Consider the following 23,781-nt stretch of genomic DNA (forward strand, 5'->3'; position numbering starts at 1 on the left):
TTAGCGATAGCATTGACTACCGTTGACGTCCGAAATCCACAATATAAACATTTAAAATGTAAACTTTCGCGCTTCATATTTTACACGTAACGGTAGGATGAAGGAAAGTCTATTATACAATTGTCGTAATTTTGTCACTTTATTTCATATTCTTGTAAGCGATAACCGTACTTTTCATAGTCAACAGCATTAATTTCGACTTTGATTAAAGCATCGTTTTCTTCGTACTCTTGTTCCAGTACACTACTGAACTGATAGAGCTGTGAAATAAGATCACCACGTTCTGCCGGAATACGATACGTTTTGATGCCTCCAGCTAATTGATCTTGAATAACATTCAAAATGCGTTCAAGATCACTTTCTTTGTAAGCACTAATGCGCATATGAGTCTCATCATCGGGTAACATTTCTAACTGTTCCGGTGTACACAGATCGGTTTTGTTATATAAAACAACATGTTGCTTATCGTTAGAACCTAATTCTTGCAGAAGATCATCGACTACTTTCATCTGCTCATCTCTCATTTCAGAAGAAGCATCGACTACATGTAAGATCAAGTCCGCTTCATTTACTTCCTCAAGAGTTGCTCGGAATGCCGCAATTAGATCATGGGGTAGATTTTGAATAAAACCTACAGTATCGGTTAGAACGACTGTTTTACCACCAGGAAGATCTAAATTGCGTGATGTTGGATCTAGCGTAGCAAATAGCTGATCCTGAATATACACATCTGCATCGGTTAACTGCTTGAGCAATGTCGATTTCCCTGCATTGGTATAACCGACCAAAGCAACTTGTACAGCACCAGACTTTTTACGACGCTCACGGTACAATGTACGGTGACGTGTCACTTCTTCAAGCTGGCGCTTCAAGTCAGTAATACGCGTACGAATATGACGGCGATCTGTTTCTAGCTTGCTTTCACCCGGACCTCTTGTACCAATACCCCCACCTAGACGAGATAAGTTGCTTCCCTGTCCTGATAGACGTGGCAACAGATAACTGTGCTGAGCAAGTTCAACTTGGATAATACCTTCACGCGTTTTGGCACGTTGTGCAAAGATGTCCAAAATTAACTGGGTACGGTCAATAATTTTTGCATCTAAAGCAGCTTCTAAATTACGTACTTGAGCTCCTGATAATTCCTGATCAAAAATAACACTATTCCCGTCTAAAGAATCCATCAAAATACGGATTTCTTCTACTTTACCTTTACCAATAAACCATCTAAAATCAGGTTTTTCTTTATTCTGGATTACTTGCTCTAGTACTTCAACACCTGCAGTTTTAGCAAGGCTGACTAATTCTTGCATAGAGCCATCTGCATTAACGCCTGCACGTTTGTCATTTTGTGTGACTAAGCTTACTAGAATAGCTCTAGGTTGAATCTCTATTTCTACACCGTGAGTTTCGTTTTTCATTTGTATATCCCGCTCCTTGTAATCTTACCTACTTCTTGCTTGTATCGTGAAGTCTTATACTTGTCATGTTAACATACTTCTCACACTTTTTGGTATGGAATCATGAATTACTATCTTTTCCAAATAAGCTTTGCCGATGCTTGATCGATAATGTAAATAATGGAAAAGCATGCGCATCAATCTGTACTAGTAATTTTTGTGCAGTATGCTGTGCTAACTCATAATCTTGATCTGTAATGATCTGTCTACGCAGAGCATCATCTAACTCATCTTCATCCAATAAAAAAACTTGTCCGTCTTTCATAACAACGATATCCAGATAAAGATCATCAAACCATGGTACTCCTTGATCGGTTAATCCTTGTGTTTTGCAAATATCGATATACCACTCTATAATTTCACGTTTATCATCAAACATTGCAGTGACTACATAGTTCGCATGTTCTGGATAATATTGCATCCACGAATAACCTGCTGCTGCAATACAGAATCGTCGTCCACCATATATTTTATATAAGGGTTCACGTAAACGATTCATACGGTACAGCGTGACATACCCTGTAAATAAACTATTGTTTACATAGCGTCTAGAGTAATTACGTTGAATCACTCTCCGCCAGTTCGCTCGATCCGCAAATTTACGTTTCATGGAAGTATCCCTTTCCCAACAAAGTAACTTCAGAATAGCATATTTGCGCCACGCACTCAAAAAAAGCCTCCAATTATATCACTGGAGGCTTTTCTGATAACCGATTTAAGGGGTAGACGGTGGTGCAGTCGTCGGTGGTGATGTTGTTCCCTCGGTTGTTCCTGCTGCTGGATCTGTAGTTGTGCCTGGTGTTGTGGTGTCAGGAGTGGCTGGTGTTGTTGTTCCATTTTGACCACTATCTGTACTACCGTCAGGTGTTGTTGTTCCTCCATCCGGTGGAACTGTACCTTGATCAGTATTCGGATCTGTTGGTGTTGTGCCTGTGCCCTGATCCGTTCCTGTACCATTGTCTGTACCCGGTACTTCTTCACCTGTTGGTGGAGTCGTCGGTTCACCTTCTGGCGGCACTACACCACCTTCTGGATTTTCTTCAGGTTCAGCAGGGGTCTCTGTTGCTTCATCAACTTTAATCTGAACCGTATCTGACGCATCCGATTGTGATCCATCTTTCATCGTAGCTGTTACATAATACTCATACGTTTGTCCAGGTGCCGCACTGCTATCTTGAGCAGAAGTATCACTTAATCCGCTAGATATCGCGGTAAATTGACCATCTCCGCTACCTTTACGATAAACAGTATACGAGCTAGCATTTTCTAAAGCTTTCCAAGATAAAGCAACCACTTGATTATCTTTATCATAAGAAGCAGCCATACCGCTTACAGCAGATACTTCCGGTTCCGGTTCTTCTTCCACCGGTTGTTCTACAGGAGCACTTGGTGTAGGAGCTTCAAATTGCTGTACTGGATATCCTTCAAGTGAAGGCCCCATAACCGCTGCAAACATCGCTGCTGCCATTCCACTACTTTCATTCAATAAATGAGTACGGTCTGGCTTGTCATATCCCATCCATACAGCGGCTGTCCACTCTTTGGTATAACCGACAAACCAAGCATCACGGTTCGCACTACTTCTGAATCCTTCGATACCATGCTGAGTTGTACCTGTTTTACCTGCTACAGGACGGTTAATTTGAGCACGTTTACCTGTACCATCATTAACAACATCTTGTAACATTTGAGTCATTTCATTCGCTGTTTGTTTGCTCATGACTTGCGAAGTATCTGCTTTGTTTTTGTAAATTTCATCGCCACCACTATCGACAATACTTTTCACAGCATAAGCAGGAGTATACGTTCCTCCATCTGCAAATGTACGATACGCTTGTGCCATCTCTAACGTATTCGTTCCTGTGCTTAATCCACCTAGCGCAAGCGCTAAATTGCGATCTTGATCTGTTAACGAGAATCCTACCGATTTAGCAAAAGCAAGCCCTGAATCAATACCAATCTGATTCAGTGTCCATACTGCTGGAATATTAATCGAATCTTGAATCGCTTCATCCATCGTCACTGTAGATGAATATCCATGCAAGTTCGTTGGACAGTAATTGCCAAAACATTGCTTTTCATTACTTAATAATGAATTAGGATTGAATTTACCTGATTCCAATGCAGGTGCATAAGAAATAATAGGTTTGAATGCTGAACCTGGCTGTCTACGGCTAGTCACACGACTGAAATTACCTGTGTTGTAGTTACGTCCACCGAGTAACGCTACAATACCTGCGGTATCATTGTTGACGATAACCATTGATCCTTGAACAGGTACATCATCTGAACTTTTTTCAAAGAGATCGTTATTTTTAAACGAAGTCTCCAAGTTCTGTTGAGCTTTGGCATCCATGGTCGTGTAGATTTTATATCCACCACGGTTCAAATCATCCGATGTTAAACCTGTTACATCTTCTGCTTCTTGCATAGCATATTCTATAAATGCTTCATAGTTTTTATCTTTATCATTGGCAGAAGAATTGTATTTATAATCCACTGCGGCTGCTTCTTTAGCTTCTGCTTGTGTAATGTACCCTTGATCTGCCATCAATTGCAGTACAACGCCACGACGTTCTTTCGATAGATCAGGATTCGATTGTGGATTGTAACGTGATGGAGCTTTAGGTAGACCTGCAAGTGTAGCAATTTGCCATACTTTTAATTTGTTCAAGTCTGTTACACCAAAGTACGTTTCTGATGCTTCTTTGATTCCGTAAGCACCTTTACCGAAGAAAATACGGTTTAAATACGTTGTAATAATTTCTTCTTTGGTCATTTTGCGTTCTATCGCTAAAGCAATTGATAATTCTGTTGCTTTACGGAAAAACGTTTTGTCATCATTCAAAAATACGTTTTTCGCTAACTGCTGTGTAATCGTACTTCCGCCTTCTACAGCAGAACGTGCTACAACGTCACGAACAGCTGCACGACCGATTGACCAAATATCTACACCCTGATGTTCAAAAAAGCGACGATCTTCCGTTGCTACAAAAGCATCGACAAGCAATTTCGGAATTTCATCGTATTGTACAGGGTCACCTGTCCTTACAGAGCGTTCTTGAATCAATGTGCCGTTGCGATCAAAGATTTGTGTAGGGCCGTTAATCGCTAATTTATTAATATTTTGTTGATAGATTTTTTCTCCACTTACCATAATAAACATGTAACCGGCTAGTGCACAAAATACGCCCAAAGCAGCGACAATAAATAATGTCCAAAATACACGTTTACCTGTTATTTTTTTCTTTTTCTTTTTTGGTGTTGGCTTGGACTGTCCCGGTCTTGTTCTTGTTTCCGGCTTACTTTTGTCACTGCGGGATAGCTGCTGTCTTGGCATTTTTCGTTCTGACTCCCTTTCAGTAAAACAATTTACATCATTTATACAGCAAATGATTTTGAAGTATAGACGTCGTTCTGTGATGCCTAACGCTAGAAAGAAAAGAACAACCTATAGAACAGGTTGTCCGATTCTTTGTCCTATAGTTAGACGATGTTGAAGCATAAAAAGTTTCATTTTAATGTTAGTTGTCGCTTTGATTATCCTGCATTAGGGATACGTTACGTGATGGTGTAAATGTAGATACAGCATGTTTGTAGATCATTTGCTGACGTCCATCGCTATCCACCATAATGGTAAAGTTATCAAAAGCTTTGATCGTACCACGAATTTGAAAACCGTTGACGAGATAAACAGTCACTGGAATATTTTCCTTACGCAATTGATTTAGAAACGTATCTTGAATATTAATAGACTTATTCATTAGCCGTACCCCCAAGTGATTATTAATTCAGCATTGAAAATGCTCAATTCATGTAAGAATGTAATCTCAGTGTAATCAATGTTTTTAGGTTGTTGATGTATATTCCATATCCGCAGGGAATGTTCCTGCTATGATATTATGAACTTCACGGGTATGTTCGTCGCTTCTGTCCACATCGCTAACATCAACCCAATGAATATTATTCATATGACGGAACCAGGAAAGCTGTCTTTTTGCAAAACGACGTGTATCTCTTTTCAGCAGGACTACTGCTTCTTGAAGCGATACATGACCTGCAAGATGAGCAGCAATCTCTTTGTATCCTAGCCCCTGCATTGCGACCATTCCGGGGGTATACCCTTGATTCAAAAGGTTTCTTACCTCTTCAACCAGCCCTTCTTCTAGCATCTGGTCTATACGGGCTTCAATACGTTTATATAGCATTTCCCTATCCATTGTCAAACCTACAAAACATAACTCATAAGGAGATTGCTTATTTTGCCCCGATAATTGATCGGAAAGTTTGACTCCTGTCATATGATACACTTCCAGAGCGCGAATTACGCGTCTTTGGTCATTAGGATGCAATCGTTTGGCGGAAGGTGGATCAATCTCTGCTAGGCGGTCATGGAGCGCTTGAGCGCCATGTTCCTCCGCATACGCCGCCTGTTCCTGACGAAATGCTTCATCAGCTCCATTTTCGCTAAATTCAAATTCGAAACATACTGATTCTATATACAACCCGGTTCCCCCTACAATAAAAGGAAGATTCCCTCTAGCTGTTATCTCTGGAATCAATTTGCGACAACGCTGTTGAAATTCAGCCACTGAAAAGGATTCTTGAGGATCATGAATATTGATCAAGTGATGAGGAATTCCTTGCATTTCTTCCGGTTTGATTTTGGCTGTCCCAATATCCATACCACGGTAGACCTGCATGGAATCACCTGAAATAATTTCGCAGCCAAATGTTTTGGCAATTTCTATACTGATTCCAGTTTTACCAACAGCTGTTGGACCCATTAGGACCAGTAGCCTTGGTTTTTTAACCGTTTGGGTCATGGATAAATCACTCCGTATTCAATTTTTGATGTTTTGCGCTGTATTCGCTTAAATCCAAGTCGTTCATATTCTGGACTATCCCATTTTTCTTTGAGCAGAACAGACTTACGAGCGACTCGAATCGCTTGCTTAACCGCTTCTTCTGTTAACGCATTATGATTGGAAAATCCTCGTAAAGGTGCGATCGCAGCCGACTGATGTACCGCTTCACGAAACATCGGATCGAAATAAATCACATCTACACTTTTATCGGGTTGGTTGCTTAAATACGTCACATGATCTTGCTGAATCACTTCGATTCTACGCATCGCTTCATTAACAGCTTCGAGAGCCGTTACATGACTTCGAAGTCCTTCAGTCAGCAAAGCTGCAAGCGGCATCGAACTTTCTAATGCCACTACTTTTCCCTGCTCACCTGTATAAAGTGAAAATACAAGAGAATCCGATCCTAGTCCTGCTGTACAATCGATCACATGATCTCCAGGCTCTATCAGCGAGTGAGTGATCATCGGGTCTGCTTCCCCTTTGAGCAAGCGTTTGGCTCTAACGTACGCCATGCTAGGGTGAAACTGCATAATAGGCTCATCTGGACGCATAATCCGCACTTCTTGCTCGACCAGTACGATAAAATCAGTCTCATTATAGGTAGAGGCTAGCTTGGGGATAGAGCGCCCTGCACGCTTAATATAAGGAACAGCAAATTCTGCCGCCAGCTTTTGTGCACGCTGGATTGTATAAGTTGCGGCATCATCGCCAGTTGTAATCATCATTCTGTTCTTCTCCATTCCAGCATTTAAAAATACAAATCTACATTCACTTTAGAATGCACTTCCAGATTGTTCAGTATGAGTATATGCATCATACAAATCATTCTAGTTATTGTATGCCATAATACCATAACTCTGCATTACATCACACGTTTGAACATTTTTTCCAGGTCATACGAAGAAAAAGAAACCACTATTGGACGTCCATGAGGACATGTATATGGCTGACGACAGGTCGCCAGACGATCCAGTAACGATTGTGCTTCAGCCTCGGTTAGCTTTTGATTGGCTTTGATAGAAGCTTTGCAAGAACACAATGTAGAAGCTTGCTCCCGTAACTTCGCTAGATCAATCGCTCGTTCACTAAGCACCCATTCTGCCATCTCTTCTATAACTTGTTGTTCTTCGCCTTTAGGAAGCCAGTATGGATAAGCTGTTACTCGAAATGTCTGACCACCAAAATGCTCTAAATACACCCCTACCCGCTCAAACCAATGCAATCGGTCTTTCAGCTTATTGGCTTCTGCTAAAGTAAATTCAAGTGTAATTGGCAACAACAGTTCTTGCGATACCTCTTCAGGGCGACCGAATTTTTCATAATAAAATTCGTAATTAATTCGTTCATGGGCCGCATGCTGATCAATCAGAAATAATCCTTCGTTATTTTGAGCGACCAGATACGTACCATGATGCTGACCGATCAAAGTCATATCTGGAAATTGCGGAATTTCTGGTTCTTCAGCAGTGCCATATAACAATTCCGCACTAAAATTACGATTGTTATTGTTGTTATAATTGGGTCGTTGTGGTGCTTGTCTTGCAGATGAACTAGCCGTACTTTTGGAAGCTGTTGCATTCTGTTTCTGATATTGCGCTGTGTGACTGTGTTCTTGAATTTGCTCAGCAGGCTGTGTCTGGATCGGAGCCGTATAAGCAGGCGGCGCATAAGACGGCTGATCTAAAACAGACGAGCTGGCTTTATTAGATGATGTAGCTTGAACAGGTGGTAACTCTTTTCTGTCTTCCTGTACGTGTGGTGCAATAGGTTGTTCCTTTTTCTTATACGTTATATCTTCTTCATTTGAAACAGAAGGAGACTGAATTTTAGATTCTGGTGGTAGATCTGCATCTGTAAATGGCGGAATATACGGTGCATCCAGATCACCCAATTCGCTTGAACTATGGCTTGGATTATGATTATTTTTTTGCGGTTCCAAGTATTCCACAGGTGCTTTGGTAAAATTAAATTGCTCTTGTATAATCGATTCACTATTGCCACGCTTAATCGTCTGCTTGGTTGCATGCGGAATCAAAATCTCTTTACGCAATGTCTGACGAATCGCTTCTTCTACAAACAACATTAATTCGGCTTCTTTACTAAAACGCACTTCCATTTTGGATGGATGTACATTCACATCTACTAATGAAGGATGCATCGTTAATTGCAATACAGCTAATGGATACCGATTAATAGGCAATAATGTATGATATGCACGCAAAATCGCTTGATTGACTGCATAATTGCGAATATACCGGCCATTCACTACAATAGACATCGCATTGCGACTAGATTTGGCAATTTCAGGTCGTCCTATATAACCACCAATCTGATAATCCAGATTTTCACCTTCTAATGGCAATACCATTTTGGCAGCTGAAGTACCATAGACTGCCGCAATCACTTGTAGCATATCGCCTGTGCCCGGCGTCTGAAGCAACAGATTGCCATTGTGTCGAAACGTAAAAGCAATTTCAGGATGAGCCAGCGACATCCGGTACATAACATCAGAGATATGTCCAAGTTCGGTTTGAACTGTTTTCATATATTTCAATCGTGCCGGTGTGTTATAAAATAATGAATTTACACGAAAATCTGTACCACGCGGCGCCGCTTCATCTTCATTGACTTTGAGTGTGCCACCTTCAATCACTAACCGTCTTCCTGCACCATCATCTGTAGCACTGGATAGCAATTCTACTTTGGATACAGCCGCAATACTCGGTAAAGCTTCACCACGAAAGCCTAGACTTGTAATTTGATATAGATCACGGTCATCGGTTAATTTACTTGTGGCATGACGATAAAAGGCAGTCTCACAATCATCTGCGGCGATCCCTTGCCCATTATCTTGCACACGAATATATTCAAGTCCACCTTCGCCAATATGAACATCAATACGACTAGACTTAGCATCTATGGCGTTCTCAACCAATTCTTTTACAACAGAAGCTGGGCGTTCTACAACTTCCCCTGCGGCAATCTGATTAGCAATATGTTCATCTAACACACGAATTTGACCCATCTATAATTCCTCCTTCCATCATTTCATTTCGTAATATTTAGCAAAATAAATAGGGTATCGATCTATACCATCAACCGTTATTATGAATACGTTGCTTTCACTTTGAGATCGTTCAACAACTGCATAGCCTGTAAAGGAGTCATATTCATAATATCTGTATTTTGAATCAATTCTACGATTTGTTTGGCTACCGGATCTTCTTTGATTATTGTCTGAGTAACTTCTTCTTCATCTCCAAAAATAGACAACTGTACAACATCTTGAGCTTTGGATGTAGCTGAATTAGCAGAATGTCTGCTTGGTGAGACAGACTGTTTATTCAGCGTATTCATTTCTATATCAGATGGTTGATTGGCTAACTCTTGCTTATGATCAACAGAAAGTATAGAACCTTTTTCAGCAATCTGGACAGAAGAGTGATTGTTATTTTCAGCAGAAAACGATGTTTGTGTTTGTTCATTGGATAACAGTTGAGATTGTGTATCGTTATGTTGTTGCTCTTCTGATTTAGCAGATACCGTTACAGCCGATTGATCTGCTACAACAGTGCTACTCGCCTGCTCCATCCGGCTAAGTATACCATTGGCTCGATCAATAATACTTTCTGGTAAGCCTGCCAGTTGCGCGCAATAAATACCATAACTGGTACTAGCTGCACCCGGAACTAATTTGCGTAGAAAATGAACTTTATCTCCGCTTTCTTTTACAGCCATTGAGAAGTTTTGTAGATGTTCTAACGTTTCTTCCAGATGTGCTAATTCATGAAAATGCGTAGACACCAATGCTTTACAGCCGATCTCATGATGCACATATTCGATCACTGCTTGAGCTATAGACATCCCTTCACTGGTTGATGTCCCTCGGCCTAATTCATCAATAATGATAAGACTTCGAGGTGTTGCACGCTCGGTCATCACTTGAATATCTGCCATTTCTACCATAAAGGTACTTTGTCCACCGATCAGATCATCTGCGGCTCCAATACGGGTAAAAATGCGATCGATCATTGGAATTTCTGCTTGACTTGCAGGTACAAAACATCCAATTTGTGCCATAATAGATACCAAAGCCACTTGACGCATATACGTACTTTTACCAGCCATATTTGGACCTGTAATCAGTAAAATATTAGCTTTATCTTCTGTAATTTCTGTACTGTTCGATATAAACGATGTATTATTCATTACTGCTTCTACCACAGGATGACGACCTTCTTTGACGATCAGATCATAACGATCTGTCAATACAGGTTTGACAAAAGCACGCTCTGCACTAATCGCGGCAAAAGACTGATAAACGTCGATCTCTGCTACTTTTTCTGCTAACTGTTTGAGTCGTGGAATTTCATTGGCGACTTGAGTTCGCAGATCAGCAAACAATTCATATTCAATATCGACCATTTTTTCTTGAGCTTCCAAAATAAGTGCTTCTTTGGCTTTCAGTTCAGGTGTAACATAACGCTCTGCATTTGCTAACGTCTGCTTGCGCTCATATCTGCCTTCTGGTAAAGCATTTAAGTTAGAACGAGTTACTTCTATATAATAGCCGAAAATTTTGTTATAACCGATTTTGAGCGACTTGATACCTGTTGCTAAGCGCTCTGCTGCTTCAAGTTCAGCAATCCAACGCTTACCGTTGACGCTAGCTTCACGTAATTCATCGAGATGAGCATGATAGCCTTCGCGAATCAATCCTCCATCTTTTACCGATACCGGCGGATCATCTACAATTGCTGTACTGATTGCATCGGTTAAGTCTGTACATTCATCCATTAACTGCGCGATTTGTTGCAATGTAGATGAAGAAGAATCTGTACATTGACGACGCAATTCTGGAATTTGAGCAAGTGAGTCACGCAATGCTAACATATCCCGTCCATTTGCTGTTCCAAAAGCAATCCGTCCCACCAAGCGTTCTAGATCATAGATCCCTTTCAATTGAGATCGCAAATCTTCGCGCAAAATCAATCCTTGATGAAGCTTCTCTACCGCTTCTAAACGCTCTTCTACTAATTTACGAGATAACAACGGCTTATCGATCCAGCGACGAAGCAATCGTCCACCCATCGGAGTCTCTGTACGATCAAGCAACCATAGCAACGAACCTTTACGAGAACGCTCACGTACCGTTTCTATCAATTCTAGATTACGACGTGTAAATGGATCGAGAATCATATAATGTTCAGGCTCATAAGCACTGATATGTGTTAATTGTCCAAGCGAACGCTTTTGCGTTTCACTTAAATAGCCAATGAGTATAGAAATACACAACTGACGTTCTTCATCCAGTCTTGCCCACGCTGCTTCGCCAAATTGACGACGTGCTAATTCCTCACGTGCTTTGTCCCAAGGTGTATAAAGTACTTTGCGTCCTAGTTGTAGCGCTTGACGATAAGATTCATCAATCAGATAGACTTGTCCAATGATTTCAGACGGTTCATACAATCCTAGTTCATCACGTAACCATTGTTGTGAAGATAAAGCAGATGTCACATGCAGTTCACCTGTAGACAGATCACAAGCTGCTAAAGCCATTTTCCCTTCACGTTCTGTCAAACAGATCATGTAGTTGTTCGCTTTGTCGGTTAACCCTTTACTTTCCATCATCGTACCCGGTGTAACGACGCGGATAATCTCGCGTTTGACAATTCCTTTGCTTGCTCCTGCATCTTCTACCTGTTCACAGATAGCGACTTTGTATCCTTTTTCAATCAAGCGATGGATATAGTTTTCTGCTGAATGATAAGGTACGCCACACATCGGAATCCGCTCGGGCGCACCAGCAGCTTTGCCTGTCAACGTGATCTCTAATTCTTTAGATGCTAGAATCGCATCATCAAAAAATAATTCGTAAAAATCCCCCAATCGGAAAAATAAAAATGCATCTTGTGCTTGTTCTTTTATTTTGAGATATTGCATCATCATCGGTGTATACGTAGTCATGTTTCCCCTCCAAAAAAGCATTCCAGAATATCGTTAAGCATAGATATAACATGCTTGTTTTTATCGAAATATTATCGTACTCATACTTATTGCGATATGCAATCTTTTTTCGAAATGCAAATACCTGTTCGTCTCTTTATTATAACGAAAGAGCTTGAAAAGTGCTACGGATCAAAAAAGAAGTGCAAACCTAATGTTACCGGTTTGCACTTCTTTGGTGGTACTTGTAGTGAATCTTTTATTGTTGTACTTCTGGTTTGTCTGAAGTCAACTCGATTTCAGCTAGTGAATCGTAGCTTCCACCATACGTAATGTCATAATTTTTAACACGTTTGTTTACAGCTTGTACTTCGTAACGATACAAAGTAGGAATAACTGGTGCTTGATCGATCATCAACTGCTGCCATTGATTGTAAATATCTTTACGATATGTCATATCAAATGCTTTAGGAGATACACCTTCTGCAAGCAATTTATCACTTTCTTCACTTACAAAGCGAGAGTAGTTAAATGAAGCTTTACTACCGTATAAACCTGCAGGACTAATATCGCTTCCTGTACCCCATGCAGCGCCATATACATCAATATCTGGATCATCTTTTTCAATACGATCATAGAAAGAGTTGAACTCTTGTAAACGACCATCTAGTAATTGAACATTTAGACCAATATCTTTCCAGTTTTGCAGATAGAATTGAGCACGAGCTTCTGAGATGGTATCGCCACTCATAGCGGAATAATTAATCGTCAATTTGTTTCCTTTAGGATCTTCACGCAATCCATCTCCATCTTTATCTACATAACCGGCTTGATCTAATAATTGTTTCGCTTTCTCAGGATCATAGTTATATCCTTTAATACTATCGTCATGATATTGAGCAAATGCAGGAATAATTAATGAAGTTGCAGGTGTACGCAGACCGTGATACAACTGTGTGCCTACTTGTTCATTATTTAATGCATAACCCATTGCTTGACGCAAATCTTTGTTTGCCATTTTAGCATCCGGGTTCATTACACTTTCACCTTTAGCTTTGTCAAACTTGCCTAATTTGAAACCAATATAATCATAAGACAATTCTTGTCTACCTAAGAACTCTACGTTAGTTGGTACATTTTTACCATCATATAGACTGTTGGGGAATGAAGCTAAATCAATATCACCTTTTTTCAAGGACTCAATTAACACGTTAGGGTTAACTACTTTAAGATTTACACCATCTAATTTAGGTGCACCATGGAAATAGTCTTTGTTAGCTTCAAACTGCACAGATTCACCAGTAACCATCGCTTTAATTTTGTAAGGACCATAACCGATAGGGTTTTTACGTACAGGATCAGAAGAAGACATGTCTGCTATTGGAATGTCTCCAAATACTTTTTTCTCTAAAGGATAAGACCAAAGACCCGATTTTACAGAAGGATCTGCTTCTTTAAAGTCGATTTGTACTTCTTTATCGTTTATAACTTTAATACCTGAAATTGTTTTTGCTTTGCCAGCATGGTAATCTTCCATACCTACAATATTCATAAAGCTTGTATCATAACGCACACCGTCATAATCCTTATTACCAATAACTTCAAAAGCAAAAGCATAATCTTCTGCTGTAACAGGATTACCATCAGTCCAATTTAACTTTTCATCAATTTTTACATTTACAGTTTTGTTATCGTTGGAAAAGCTAATATTTGCAGCTCCACCATCTTTCACATCAAAATTCTCGTCGATTGCAAATAAAGAAGGGTAGAAAAATTGCAATACATCAGCATCCGGGTTACCACTGTAGAAAATAGGGTTCAAAATACCTTCAAATGGAGTATCCGAAATCAAACCGTAATTCATTGTTCCGCCTGCAATAGCAGCAGCAGTGTTCGTTGTTGCTTTTGGAAACTTACCTGATTCCTTTACACTTTCGCTTGTTGCTGGTGTTTCTTGAGCCGTTGGTGTTGACTTTCCACTTGTACAAGCAGATAGCACCAACACAAATGCAATGAACAGAATAGATACGATTTTCTTCTTTGTATTTCCCAACATAAATCTTCCTCCTTTTTGATGATCGTACTGTAAATTTATTATCCTAATCGCTGTCTAGCATCTGTCGCACGTTTGAGCGCTTGACCGACAAAGTTAATCGCTAGAATAAGTACCAAAATCAGCAGCGATGCTGGTAACCACATCCACCAATAGTTCTGCAAAATATCAGGATCTGTTGCATTACTTACAATCGTACCCAGACTCGGCGTACTCTGTGGCAATCCAAATCCTAGAAAAGATAAACCTGTCTCAATCCCGATATTACCAGCAAGATTCAATGTCATATTTACAATAACGATTGAACTCAGGTTAGGAAGTATACCAAAAGCGATAATCTTCCAGTTGGGTGTACCTAATGTTTTGGAAGCTTGTACATAATCCAATTCTCGTTCAGCAAGGACTTTGGCTCGAATTAGACGAGCTTTACCTACCCAGAGAAAGGCGGTCATAATGAAAATAAATGACCATATATTATATTTAGGTACAATCGTTACAAATACGATAACTAACATTAAAAAAGGAAGTACAAGAATAAAGTCGATAAAACGCATAATAATATTATCTACGATTCCGCCAAAGAAACCTGCAATTAAGCCAATACTCAGACCAATAACAGCAGCAAAAATCGTAATTGCAAAAGCAATCGTAATTGAATTACGTGCTCCTATAACGACCTGTCCAAAAATATCACTACCAGCGCGGTCTGTACCTAACCAGTGATCTGCACTAGGTGGAGCTTTAATAGAAGTCAGATCCACTTTAGTTACAGCTTCTTGGTCGATAAAAAATACAGAACCATAAATAACGATCAAAAATAAAGCTAAAAAGATTAATGAAAGCATAGCCATTTTATCTTTGATTAATTCTTTACCTAAAATTGACCAACTTGAAGGCGATTTTTGAATCGTTTCTTCAGGCGCAAATGTTTGAGCTCTCATTCCCATTACAGGCTTCCTCCGTTCTTATTCTGATAGTACATGCCAGATGTATTGTTTTGCATTAGCTTAGCCAATCCGAATACGTGGATCAACCCAACTCAAAATGATATCCGACAACAATGTACCGATAAGAGCAAGTAAGCCGGAAAGCATAACCAATATGGTGACTACAGAATAATCACGCTGTGTAATGGATTGCAAAAATAGCTGCCCTAATCCTGGATAACCAAAAATAGATTCAATAAATAAGTTTCCAGCCAATACTCCTGTTAAGTCATAACCAAGAAATGCGGCAATAGGAAGTAAAGAGTTACGCAAAATGTGTTTTGAATACACTTTGGATTCTGGAACACCTTTAGAACGAGCTGTTTTGACAAAATCTTTAAGTCTAGTATCGATAACTTCATTACGAAGGTATTGAATCGTTGCTGTAGTACTCACCAATGCCCCTGCAATAGCAGGTAAAATCAAGTGATAAAACTTATTCGCATAATAGGAACCAGATCCTGGCTCTATCCCTACATCTACACTACCACTTGTTGGAAACCATCCTAATTGGAATCCAAAAACGAATAGAATTAACAATGCAAAAATAAATAACGGTGTCGCAAAACTGAGATACGTGTACCCTGTAATCGTTTTGTCTAACAAACTATTCTGATAACGTCCACTCAAAATCCCCAACGGGATCGAAATCAGATACGTTAATACTAGAATTGCTACACCGAGGTAAAAGGTATTCGCCAAGCGACTGCCAATCAAATCAGCAACGCCTATTTTATGTACATATGACTTTCCCAGATCCCCTTGTACTAAATTTCCTATCCAACGTCCATATTGTTGCCATGCTGGATCATTTAGACCTAATTTCTCCCGTTGTTCTGCTAATACTTGTGGACTGACATTCGGATTCGCTTGCATAGCACCCGTTAAAGCATCGCCCGGCATTGCTTTCGCTAAGAGGAAGATCAGCACGCTCAATACGAACAATTGGGGAATCATGATCAGAATGCGGCGAAGCGTAAATTTCCACATAATTAATTTTCCCCCCTATGGTAATGCGACTTGATGTGACGAGCTGATCGACTTCAATGCCAATGGCTTGCCCTCTGGGTCTAATAGATTATTCAGATCTTGTTGATATGAAGATAAAATCTGTTGACGTGCTTGTGTGCTTGCTTGACGCTGAGCAGGATCGATATTCGGAATAGCCGATATTAATCGCTTGGTATAAATGTGCTGTGGATTCTCATAAATATCTTCTGTATTCCCTTGCTCGACTAAGCGACCACGATACATAATGCCAATCTCATCACACATATGACGCACAATCCCTAAGTCATGACTGATAAATAAATAGGTAAGGTTAAACTCTTTTTGAATTTCTTTCATAAAGTTAAGCACTTGTGCTTGCACTGATACATCAAGCGCAGATACAGGTTCATCTGCAATGATCAGCTTCGGATTCAGTGTTAATGCTCTCGCAATCCCTATCCGTTGACGCTGTCCACCTGAAAATTCATGTGGATATTTAAATGCCGCTTCTGGATTTAGCCCTACTTTTTCAAGTAAATCCTGCACCCGTCTACGCTCTTCTTCTTTGGTCAAATTCTCAAAATTACGCAATGGTTCTGCAATAATATCCAATACGCGTTTTCTACCATTAAGCGAAGAATACGGATCTTGGAAAATCATTTGAATATCACGACGTAATGAATGTTGATTTTTGTGAGCAATCTTAGTTAAGTCTTGCCCTTCAAATGTGACATTTCCATCTGTTATTTTATTAAGTCCGATAATTGCGCGTCCTGTTGTTGTTTTGCCACATCCGGATTCACCGACAAGCCCGTAAGTTTTACCTGCTTCGATCTGAATCGATAGACCATCTACTGCTTTGACATGACTGACAACACGCTGGAAAAAGCCACCACGAATCGGATAATGTACTTTTAAGTTATTGAGTTCCAGCAATGCCATTCAACACAATCTCCTTTCCATCTTCTACTTCATCTTCAAAATGAAAATTCTGGTAGCATGTACAACGTACCCAATGCTTTGGAGCCACTTCATTCAACTCAGGGTGTTCTGCATGAGCAGTCTGTGGAATCCATGGAATACGTTCTGAGAAGCGACAGGAACCGCGAGGAATATTCTGTAATGAAGGTACACGACCATCGATTACATGTAAGCTCTCCTGCCCTACATTTGCTCCCGGCATCGAAGCCAGTAATGAGCGGGTGTACGGATGTTTGGGATTGTTGAATAACTCATTTACATCAGCAATTTCTACAATTTCGCCAGCATACATGACGACAACACGATCTGCCATTTCAGCAACAACGCCAAGATCATGAGTGATCAGAACAATGCCAGCGTCGTTTTCGGCTTGCAGTTGCTTCAATAAATCCAAAATTTGAGATTGAATCGTTACATCTAGAGCTGTTGTTGGTTCGTCAGCGATAATCAATGAAGGGCGACATGCAATCGCGATCGCTATCATAATCCGCTGTCTCATCCCACCAGATAACTCATGTGGATATTGGGCATATACCCTCGTTGGATCAACAATGTTTACATTTTCCAATAATTCGATAACACGCTTTGTTTTTTCTTTTCGAGATAACGACGTATGATAATCGAGATTTTCTTCGATTTGTTTGCCGATGGTCATCAAAGGATTCAATGCTGTTAATGGGTCCTGAAAAATCATACCGATTTCGGAACCACGAATTTTGTTCATTTGTCCAGGTGACAATTTGTTCAAATCCTGCCCTTTAAAAAGCAGTTCACCTTCGATGTGCGTATTTTTGCTATCATGAAGTCGTGTCAGAGAAAGTGCCAAGGCGCTTTTACCACAACCCGATTCACCTACAATAGCCAAAACTTCGTTTTTGTTGATCGTTAAGTTCAGTTGATCGACAGCAGGATAATACTCATCTTTGATACGAAAAGCTACTGTCAGGTCTCTGATTTCCAATACCGATTCTGTGTTCAAAATTTGGGTTGCCTCCTCGCTTCAAACTTTAACGCAATGTAAACATTTCTTGTTAATTGTTATCATTTTATATTTATAATCTTCCAAAGGTCAATAAAATTTAACTTTTTTCCAAAATGGTGAAAAGAATTTAGCATAAAAGCTATCATAACGTGTGACGATATAGATAGCTTCTATGATTAAACTTATATTCTATTTTACCTTATTATCCATACCTAGCAAGGGGTTACGCAATTTATCACGTTTGGATATTTTTAGGTATTGACCCAATTCTCTGCATAATTGCAATATAGCGGAACGCATTTCAAATTCTTCACGAGTTACTGGTAAATCCATATTTTTAAAATCTTCTTCCAGTGCTAATAATAGGCTTTCCGTCTTGCCTGTATAATATGGCGTCTTCACATCTCTAGATAATTGTTCAAACATTTCTGCTGCTGCATCCGCTTGAGGCATTTTACGATATACTTGCGCGACCAGTTGCATCATATTCTGAATCGAATCTAAATGTTGTTTTCGCATATAAAAATATACTGTCCATGATTCATCTGTATACAACATCTGATTTTCCAGTTCACGCTTTGATTCTATTAGTCCCTGCTCTACTTTGGCATACGCTTCGATCACTTCTTTACCATCCCAGGCAAACGAAGGACTTCGTAGCGTTTTGGCAATCTGTTCACACATTTGAGATAACAGTTCATTGACTTCACTGCGAATCGCATCAAGACGCTGATGAGGATTAGGCATATAGACCAGATTAACAATAGCTGCTGCACCCAGACCAATCAGTAGCAATTCAATCTCTACTAACATCGTATGAGCTGTCAAAGTTGCTCCGTTAAAAATATGCACAACCACTACAGAACTCGTCACGATTCCTGCACTAAAACCTGCTCGTGTAATCAATGGGAAAGCCACCAAAATATAAAGTGCAAATACCCAGTGATGAAAACCAAATAACGAAAACAATACAAAAGCACAAATCATTCCAATCAACGAAGCAAAAAATCGAGCTGCAATTGTTTTAAGACTTCGTTTACGTGTAACATCGACTCCCAGTATAGCTAACAAAGCTGCTGACATCGCACTTGGAACGCCTAGCGTACTAGCTACAACCACTGCTAGTAATGCTGCAATAGCTGTTTTGATCACGCGAAAACCCATGCGTCTGTCTCTCCTTACTCCACTTCTTTTTCTCTATCTGTATTTTATAATATTTATTACTCTTTTGGAGTATAGGTTTTATCCTACTTGATTTATAAGTATTCGACAATATCGATTTGGTGCTATATCGTACAATTGTTTAACAAAATAAAAGCTTTCACCTGTTTCGTACTGACAACAGATGAAAGCTTTTTGTGTTATGAATTCGTAGATTGTAGACGGTAAATCTCGTTATACTTTTCTTCCAAATAATCAGCAAGATAGTCCGGGTTCAACTCTTCACCGGTAATATTCTGAATCAACTCGGAAGGAGTACGGCTTTTACCATATTTATAAATCTTATCTGTTAACCATTCTTTGATCGGTAACAGATTTCCTTCAGCTATCCATTGTTCAAAATCAGGTAATTCTTTACGCATCGTGTGTGTCATTTGCGCAGCATACATATTTCCTAAAGAGTATGAAGCAAAGTATCCGAAGTCTCCACCAGACCAATGCACATCTTGCAATACTCCTAATGAATCGTTCGGAGGCGTAATCCCTAGATATTCTTGATATTTGCTATTCCATACTTTAGGCAGATCTTTGACATCTAGATCTTCGTTAAATAACATTTTTTCAATTTCATAACGAATAATGATGTGTAAATTATACGTTAACTCATCTGCTTCAATACGAATCAATGTATTTTCTACGCGATTGGCAGCACGATAGAACGTATCTAATGATACCTCTTTGAGCTGTTCAGGGAATAAAGCTTGTAGATCACTATAATAACGATCCCAGAATGAACGGCTACGTCCCACTACATTTTCCCAAAAACGAGATTGAGATTCATGAATCCCCATCGATGTTCCTGTAGCAAGTGGAGTTCCTGCTAAATCATGTGAAATATTTTGTTCGTATAATGCGTGTCCACCTTCATGAAGAGAACTGAAAATCGCACTCATCACATCTTCAGGCATATAATGCGTGGTGATACGCACATCCCCTGGGTTTAGACCTGTAGCAAAAGGATGTACACTTTCGTCCAAACGTCCTGCGTCAAAATCAAAGCCTATTTCTTTTAGCAATAAATGACCGATCTTTTCTTGTTGACCGATATCATATTGTTGCTTCAAGAAATCGTTATCTGGTTGATGCTCTGATTGTTTGATTTTTTCAAGTAAAGGTACAAGACGTGATTTTAAACGATCAAATACCACATCTAATTTGGCTACTGTTAAATCAGGCTCATACATATCTAGCAATGTGTCATAACGTGTATCTTTGACACCCCAATAATCAATAAAATCACGTTTCATTGCTACAATTTCACTAAGTAATGGCTCAAAGCCTTCAAAATCATCATTATGTTTGGCTTCTTCCCATACCGTTTGTGCATGTGTCGTTAAGCTGGAGTATTTTTGAATTTTTTCAGGTGGAATTTTTTCATTCAATTCATACTCTTTGCGCACATCTTGTACAATACGCTTATCATTGTCTTCTAACTGTTCAAAAACATCTGGACGTGACAGCACTTCGATATAACCGCCCATTTCTTTCGATACAGACAGTTTGAAGTGTTCTGTCGCTAGTACCCCAATCGTATCGGCACGTAGCTCTGCTCCTTTACGTGGAGCTCCTGTGCGCAAGTCCCATCCCATTAGTGCAAGCGCTTCACCATAACTGCTAATTTTGCGAACCAATTGCCGAAATTGTGTTAATGTCTCTTGTACATATTGTTCCATAATAAGGTTCACCTCTCTGCTTACATACACAACACTTGGTTATGGCATGCAATATTGTTATTTTTGTAAAAATACACCTCTTGATGATACGTTCTTCTAGTCGTATAATCAATGGTACACAATTAAATATTATAGACATATTTGATTGTATTGTGCTATATGCACTGATGGATTGTCTATAAGAATACATTTAACCATTTTTGCTCATGTCATAATATAGATAACTTCTAAGGAGTGAATATCGATGGTAAAAGTAAATGTAACCCCTCAAGCAGAACAATATTTATCACGCAAAATTGGTGATAAAAAAGCGGTCATTCGTATTTTCGTAGATAATGAAGATTGCGGATGTACAGGCGGTATTCCGGCACTTCGTTTAATTGACGAGCCAGGTAAAAGAGATACTGTTGTTGAAAGTAACGCATTGTCTTTAACTATGCATCAAAGTGGCGAATCTTATTTTGATGATGATGAACTTACTTTATCGACAGATGATTTGGGTTCTTCGCTCAGACTTAGTAGTGCTTCTCAGTATTATAGTCGAAGCATACGCGTTCTTGACGGACGCAAAGCACTAGCCTAATTTTATATTATTAATCTGTAAGATGACCAGGAGGATACTCAATGAACTCGATCACAACGATTATGCAACACAATCAGGAATTTGTGACTAGCAAAGAATACGAAGCTTATCTTTCCAGTCCTTTCCCTGAGAAAAAGTTGGTTATTTTGACTTGTATGGATACCCGTTTAACCGAATTATTGCCTAAAGCAATGAATATTCGTAACGGTGATGCCAAAATTCTAAAAAACGCAGGTGCTATTATTTCACAGCCTTTTGGTAGTGTAATGCGTAGTATTCTTGTCGCTATTTATGAATTAAAAGCAGAAGAAGTGATCGTAGTTGGTCATCATGGATGTGGTATGGCATCACTGAACTCGGATCATATGATCGAAAAAATTCATGAACGTGGGATTGCACCAGAAGTGCTAACTACGCTTGAAAATTCAGGGATTAAACTTAAAAGATGGCTTCAAGGTTTTGATAATGAAAAAGAAGGCGTTATGCGCAGTGTAGATATTATCAAAAACCACCCTCTACTTCCTGCTAGCGTACCTGTACACGGTATGATTATTGATCCAGCAACAGGACAATTGGAGTTACTTGTGAATGGTTATGATCAAGTTGAAGTTCCTTCTAACTCATAATCAGTACACCATATTAGCTTGAAAGAATGACATAATCAACTATAGATAAGTGTGGACGTGGATGCGATTGCTCCACGTCTTTTTGCTGTTTATTTTTTGTGAAATGATGGAAATATCGCTCTTTTATTAAATTTGAACATTCTTTGTCTATCTTTTTTATATTTCAATAACTTTATATCAAATCGCTTCTAGCTTCCTTGCGAAAGCATACAGTTGTAGTGTACACTTTATCTTAAATCGGCCAAATGGCTGTTTTAAAAGATAGGAGAGAATGCCCTATGAACACGCTATCTTATGGTTTACTCGCTTTGCTTGCACGCAATAATTCGTCAGGTTACGACCTGATGCTCAAGATTCAACCGTTTTGGCAAGCAAAACATAGTCAAATTTATCCACTGTTGTCACGTATGGAAGAGCAACATTTGTTATCCGCAGAATGGATTCAACAAACTGATAAACCGGATAAAAAGATTTACGCAATTACTCCACTAGGAGAACAACGTCTGAAAGAATGGATGCAACTTCCTGCAGGCGAACCAGTCAGTCGTGATGAATTAGTTCTCAAAGCTTTTTGCTTATGGACAACTGATCGCGAAAACGCTATCTCATTGTTTGGTACAAGATCAATTTATTACCAAGAACGTATTCATTACTTTGAGCAAGCGCTTCACAAAATGCCTGAAGAAGTTCGTCAATTTGGTACACGTGATTTTGGATTGTACATTTTGCGTCAAAAAGCTTTATCAACAGCTAAAGCAAATTTGGAATGGACGACATGGGTTATCGACATGCTCAAAAATTCTACAACTGAAAGTTCCTCACAACCTCAACACCAATGAACAGTTGATACGAGGCTAATGGTTCAAAATCAAGAGAATCAATATTAAAACATTTTGAAACCGAAGCAGATGTCATGCGTATATTAACTATACTGTCATTGAAGACAACTACTAGGAGGATCATGAACACAATGAAAAAAATGCTGATGGTTTTTGTAGCATTCACATTATTCTTCACTCTATTTAGCGGCTTTGCTAATGATGCCGATGCAAGACGTGGTGGCGGATTCAAATCTTCACCGAAGTCATACACAACAACACCTAAAAAATCAACAGATAGTAATAGCAGTACGATGAACAGCACAAACCGTACAAAAAATACTACAGCAGGTTCAACAGCAAATCGTGGATTTTTTAGCGGTGGTAGCTTTTTCAAAGGATTAATGATTGGTGGTCTTGCCGGTATGTTATTCGGCGGAATGTTCGGTAATATGGGAATGTTCGGAGACTTGTTAGGATTAGTCATTAACTTATTCGCCATTTATATTCTATTTATAGCGGCTCGTGGAATTTACCGTATGATCCGTCAACGTAAAAAATCTGCTGACCCGTACAATAGACGTTAATGCC

The 23,781-nt window shown here is 39.4% G+C and carries 19 protein-coding genes; 4 read left to right on the top strand and 15 right to left on the bottom strand.

Annotated features, from left to right (window positions below):
- Positions 1–134 precede the first annotated feature (134 nt).
- The 15 genes from hflX to QCD85_RS06850 all read right to left on the bottom strand — a co-directional run bounded on the left by hflX (position 135) and on the right by QCD85_RS06850 (position 21,163).
- A complete protein-coding gene (gene hflX / locus QCD85_RS06780) occupies positions 135–1,421 on the bottom strand; it encodes a GTPase HflX (protein WP_301262067.1) in 1,287 nt (428 codons plus the stop codon).
- Between the two features lie 100 nt (positions 1,422–1,521).
- The gene (locus QCD85_RS06785; protein WP_069326045.1) at positions 1,522–2,070 is read right to left on the bottom strand and encodes a DUF402 domain-containing protein; all 549 of its coding nucleotides are present in this window, start codon (positions 2,068–2,070) and stop codon (positions 1,522–1,524) included.
- A gap of 105 nt (positions 2,071–2,175) precedes the next feature.
- A complete protein-coding gene (locus QCD85_RS06790; protein ID WP_301262068.1) occupies positions 2,176–4,800 on the bottom strand; it encodes a PBP1A family penicillin-binding protein in 2,625 nt (874 codons plus the stop codon).
- A 184-nt stretch (positions 4,801–4,984) separates the two neighbouring features.
- Positions 4,985–5,224, bottom strand: a complete 240-nt coding sequence (gene hfq, locus QCD85_RS06795; RefSeq protein WP_204823750.1) for an RNA chaperone Hfq — start codon at positions 5,222–5,224, stop codon at positions 4,985–4,987.
- A gap of 84 nt (positions 5,225–5,308) precedes the next feature.
- Positions 5,309–6,286 carry a tRNA (adenosine(37)-N6)-dimethylallyltransferase MiaA gene (gene miaA / locus QCD85_RS06800; RefSeq protein ID WP_273612673.1) on the bottom strand — a complete coding sequence of 326 codons (978 nt, stop codon included), beginning with the start codon at positions 6,284–6,286 and terminating at the stop codon, positions 5,309–5,311.
- Positions 6,283–7,056: a class I SAM-dependent methyltransferase gene (locus QCD85_RS06805; RefSeq protein ID WP_301262069.1), complete on the bottom strand. Its 774-nt coding sequence runs from the start codon at positions 7,054–7,056 to the stop codon at positions 6,283–6,285. The genes miaA and QCD85_RS06805 overlap by 4 nt, the downstream gene beginning before the upstream one ends.
- A 137-nt stretch (positions 7,057–7,193) precedes the next feature.
- The gene (mutL, locus tag QCD85_RS06810; RefSeq protein ID WP_301262070.1) at positions 7,194–9,356 is read right to left on the bottom strand and encodes a DNA mismatch repair endonuclease MutL; all 2,163 of its coding nucleotides are present in this window, start codon (positions 9,354–9,356) and stop codon (positions 7,194–7,196) included.
- Between the two features lie 80 nt (positions 9,357–9,436).
- A complete protein-coding gene (mutS, locus tag QCD85_RS06815; RefSeq protein WP_301262071.1) occupies positions 9,437–12,298 on the bottom strand; it encodes a DNA mismatch repair protein MutS in 2,862 nt (953 codons plus the stop codon).
- Positions 12,299–12,536: 238 nt separating this feature from the next.
- Entirely contained in the window at positions 12,537–14,333 is a 1,797-nt protein-coding gene (opp4A, locus tag QCD85_RS06820; RefSeq protein ID WP_301262072.1) for an oligopeptide ABC transporter substrate-binding protein, read from the bottom strand.
- A 38-nt stretch (positions 14,334–14,371) separates the two neighbouring features.
- On the bottom strand, positions 14,372–15,277 hold the full coding sequence (locus QCD85_RS06825; protein ID WP_273612678.1) for an ABC transporter permease: 906 nt from the start codon (positions 15,275–15,277) through the stop codon (positions 14,372–14,374).
- Between the two features lie 60 nt (positions 15,278–15,337).
- Entirely contained in the window at positions 15,338–16,306 is a 969-nt protein-coding gene (gene opp4B / locus QCD85_RS06830) for an oligopeptide ABC transporter permease (protein WP_273612679.1), read from the bottom strand.
- A gap of 15 nt (positions 16,307–16,321) precedes the next feature.
- The gene (locus QCD85_RS06835) at positions 16,322–17,248 is read right to left on the bottom strand and encodes an ABC transporter ATP-binding protein (protein ID WP_274172551.1); all 927 of its coding nucleotides are present in this window, start codon (positions 17,246–17,248) and stop codon (positions 16,322–16,324) included.
- Positions 17,226–18,266: an ABC transporter ATP-binding protein gene (locus QCD85_RS06840; protein ID WP_301262073.1), complete on the bottom strand. Its 1,041-nt coding sequence runs from the start codon at positions 18,264–18,266 to the stop codon at positions 17,226–17,228. The genes QCD85_RS06835 and QCD85_RS06840 overlap by 23 nt, the downstream gene beginning before the upstream one ends.
- A 192-nt stretch (positions 18,267–18,458) precedes the next feature.
- Positions 18,459–19,433: an aromatic acid exporter family protein gene (locus QCD85_RS06845; RefSeq protein WP_274172549.1), complete on the bottom strand. Its 975-nt coding sequence runs from the start codon at positions 19,431–19,433 to the stop codon at positions 18,459–18,461.
- Positions 19,434–19,630: 197 nt separating this feature from the next.
- Complete coding sequence (locus tag QCD85_RS06850; RefSeq protein WP_301262074.1) at positions 19,631–21,163, bottom strand: carboxypeptidase M32; 1,533 nt, start codon at positions 21,161–21,163, stop codon at positions 19,631–19,633.
- Positions 21,164–21,407: 244 nt separating this feature from the next.
- On the opposite strand from QCD85_RS06850, the gene QCD85_RS06855 reads away from it, so the two are divergent.
- The 4 genes from QCD85_RS06855 (at position 21,408) to QCD85_RS06870 (ending at position 23,777) form a co-directional block, all read left to right on the top strand.
- Positions 21,408–21,746, top strand: coding sequence for an iron-sulfur cluster biosynthesis family protein (locus QCD85_RS06855; RefSeq protein WP_273612684.1), 339 nt, complete (start codon positions 21,408–21,410; stop codon positions 21,744–21,746).
- A gap of 41 nt (positions 21,747–21,787) precedes the next feature.
- Positions 21,788–22,372: a beta-class carbonic anhydrase gene (locus QCD85_RS06860; protein WP_069326019.1), complete on the top strand. Its 585-nt coding sequence runs from the start codon at positions 21,788–21,790 to the stop codon at positions 22,370–22,372.
- A gap of 278 nt (positions 22,373–22,650) precedes the next feature.
- Entirely contained in the window at positions 22,651–23,211 is a 561-nt protein-coding gene (locus QCD85_RS06865; protein ID WP_273612685.1) for a PadR family transcriptional regulator, read from the top strand.
- 131 nt (positions 23,212–23,342) lie between these two features.
- Positions 23,343–23,777, top strand: coding sequence for a hypothetical protein (locus QCD85_RS06870; protein ID WP_273612686.1), 435 nt, complete (start codon positions 23,343–23,345; stop codon positions 23,775–23,777).
- Positions 23,778–23,781: the final 4 nt, after the last annotated feature.

It is taken from the genome of Paenibacillus sp. PsM32 (assembly GCF_030433815.1).
Classification (GTDB): Bacteria; Bacillota; Bacilli; order Paenibacillales; family Paenibacillaceae; genus Saccharibacillus; species Saccharibacillus kyungheensis.

Coding starts and splice junctions, on each gene's coding strand:
- QCD85_RS06870 (WP_273612686.1), top strand. CDS start 23,343: ATGAAAAAAATGCTGATGGTTTTTGTAGCATTCACATTATTCTTCACT.
- QCD85_RS06825 (WP_273612678.1), bottom strand. CDS start 15,277: ATGGGAATGAGAGCTCAAACATTTGCGCCTGAAGAAACGATTCAAAAA.
- QCD85_RS06860 (WP_069326019.1), top strand. CDS start 21,788: ATGAACTCGATCACAACGATTATGCAACACAATCAGGAATTTGTGACT.
- mutL (WP_301262070.1), bottom strand. CDS start 9,356: ATGGGTCAAATTCGTGTGTTAGATGAACATATTGCTAATCAGATTGCC.
- hfq (WP_204823750.1), bottom strand. CDS start 5,224: ATGAATAAGTCTATTAATATTCAAGATACGTTTCTAAATCAATTGCGT.
- QCD85_RS06835 (WP_274172551.1), bottom strand. CDS start 17,248: ATGGCATTGCTGGAACTCAATAACTTAAAAGTACATTATCCGATTCGT.
- QCD85_RS06790 (WP_301262068.1), bottom strand. CDS start 4,800: ATGCCAAGACAGCAGCTATCCCGCAGTGACAAAAGTAAGCCGGAAACA.
- QCD85_RS06845 (WP_274172549.1), bottom strand. CDS start 19,433: ATGGGTTTTCGCGTGATCAAAACAGCTATTGCAGCATTACTAGCAGTG.
- mutS (WP_301262071.1), bottom strand. CDS start 12,298: ATGACTACGTATACACCGATGATGATGCAATATCTCAAAATAAAAGAA.
- QCD85_RS06850 (WP_301262074.1), bottom strand. CDS start 21,163: ATGGAACAATATGTACAAGAGACATTAACACAATTTCGGCAATTGGTT.
- QCD85_RS06805 (WP_301262069.1), bottom strand. CDS start 7,056: ATGATGATTACAACTGGCGATGATGCCGCAACTTATACAATCCAGCGT.
- opp4B (WP_273612679.1), bottom strand. CDS start 16,306: ATGTGGAAATTTACGCTTCGCCGCATTCTGATCATGATTCCCCAATTG.
- hflX (WP_301262067.1), bottom strand. CDS start 1,421: ATGAAAAACGAAACTCACGGTGTAGAAATAGAGATTCAACCTAGAGCT.
- QCD85_RS06785 (WP_069326045.1), bottom strand. CDS start 2,070: ATGAAACGTAAATTTGCGGATCGAGCGAACTGGCGGAGAGTGATTCAA.
- QCD85_RS06855 (WP_273612684.1), top strand. CDS start 21,408: ATGGTAAAAGTAAATGTAACCCCTCAAGCAGAACAATATTTATCACGC.
- miaA (WP_273612673.1), bottom strand. CDS start 6,286: ATGACCCAAACGGTTAAAAAACCAAGGCTACTGGTCCTAATGGGTCCA.
- QCD85_RS06865 (WP_273612685.1), top strand. CDS start 22,651: ATGAACACGCTATCTTATGGTTTACTCGCTTTGCTTGCACGCAATAAT.
- opp4A (WP_301262072.1), bottom strand. CDS start 14,333: ATGTTGGGAAATACAAAGAAGAAAATCGTATCTATTCTGTTCATTGCA.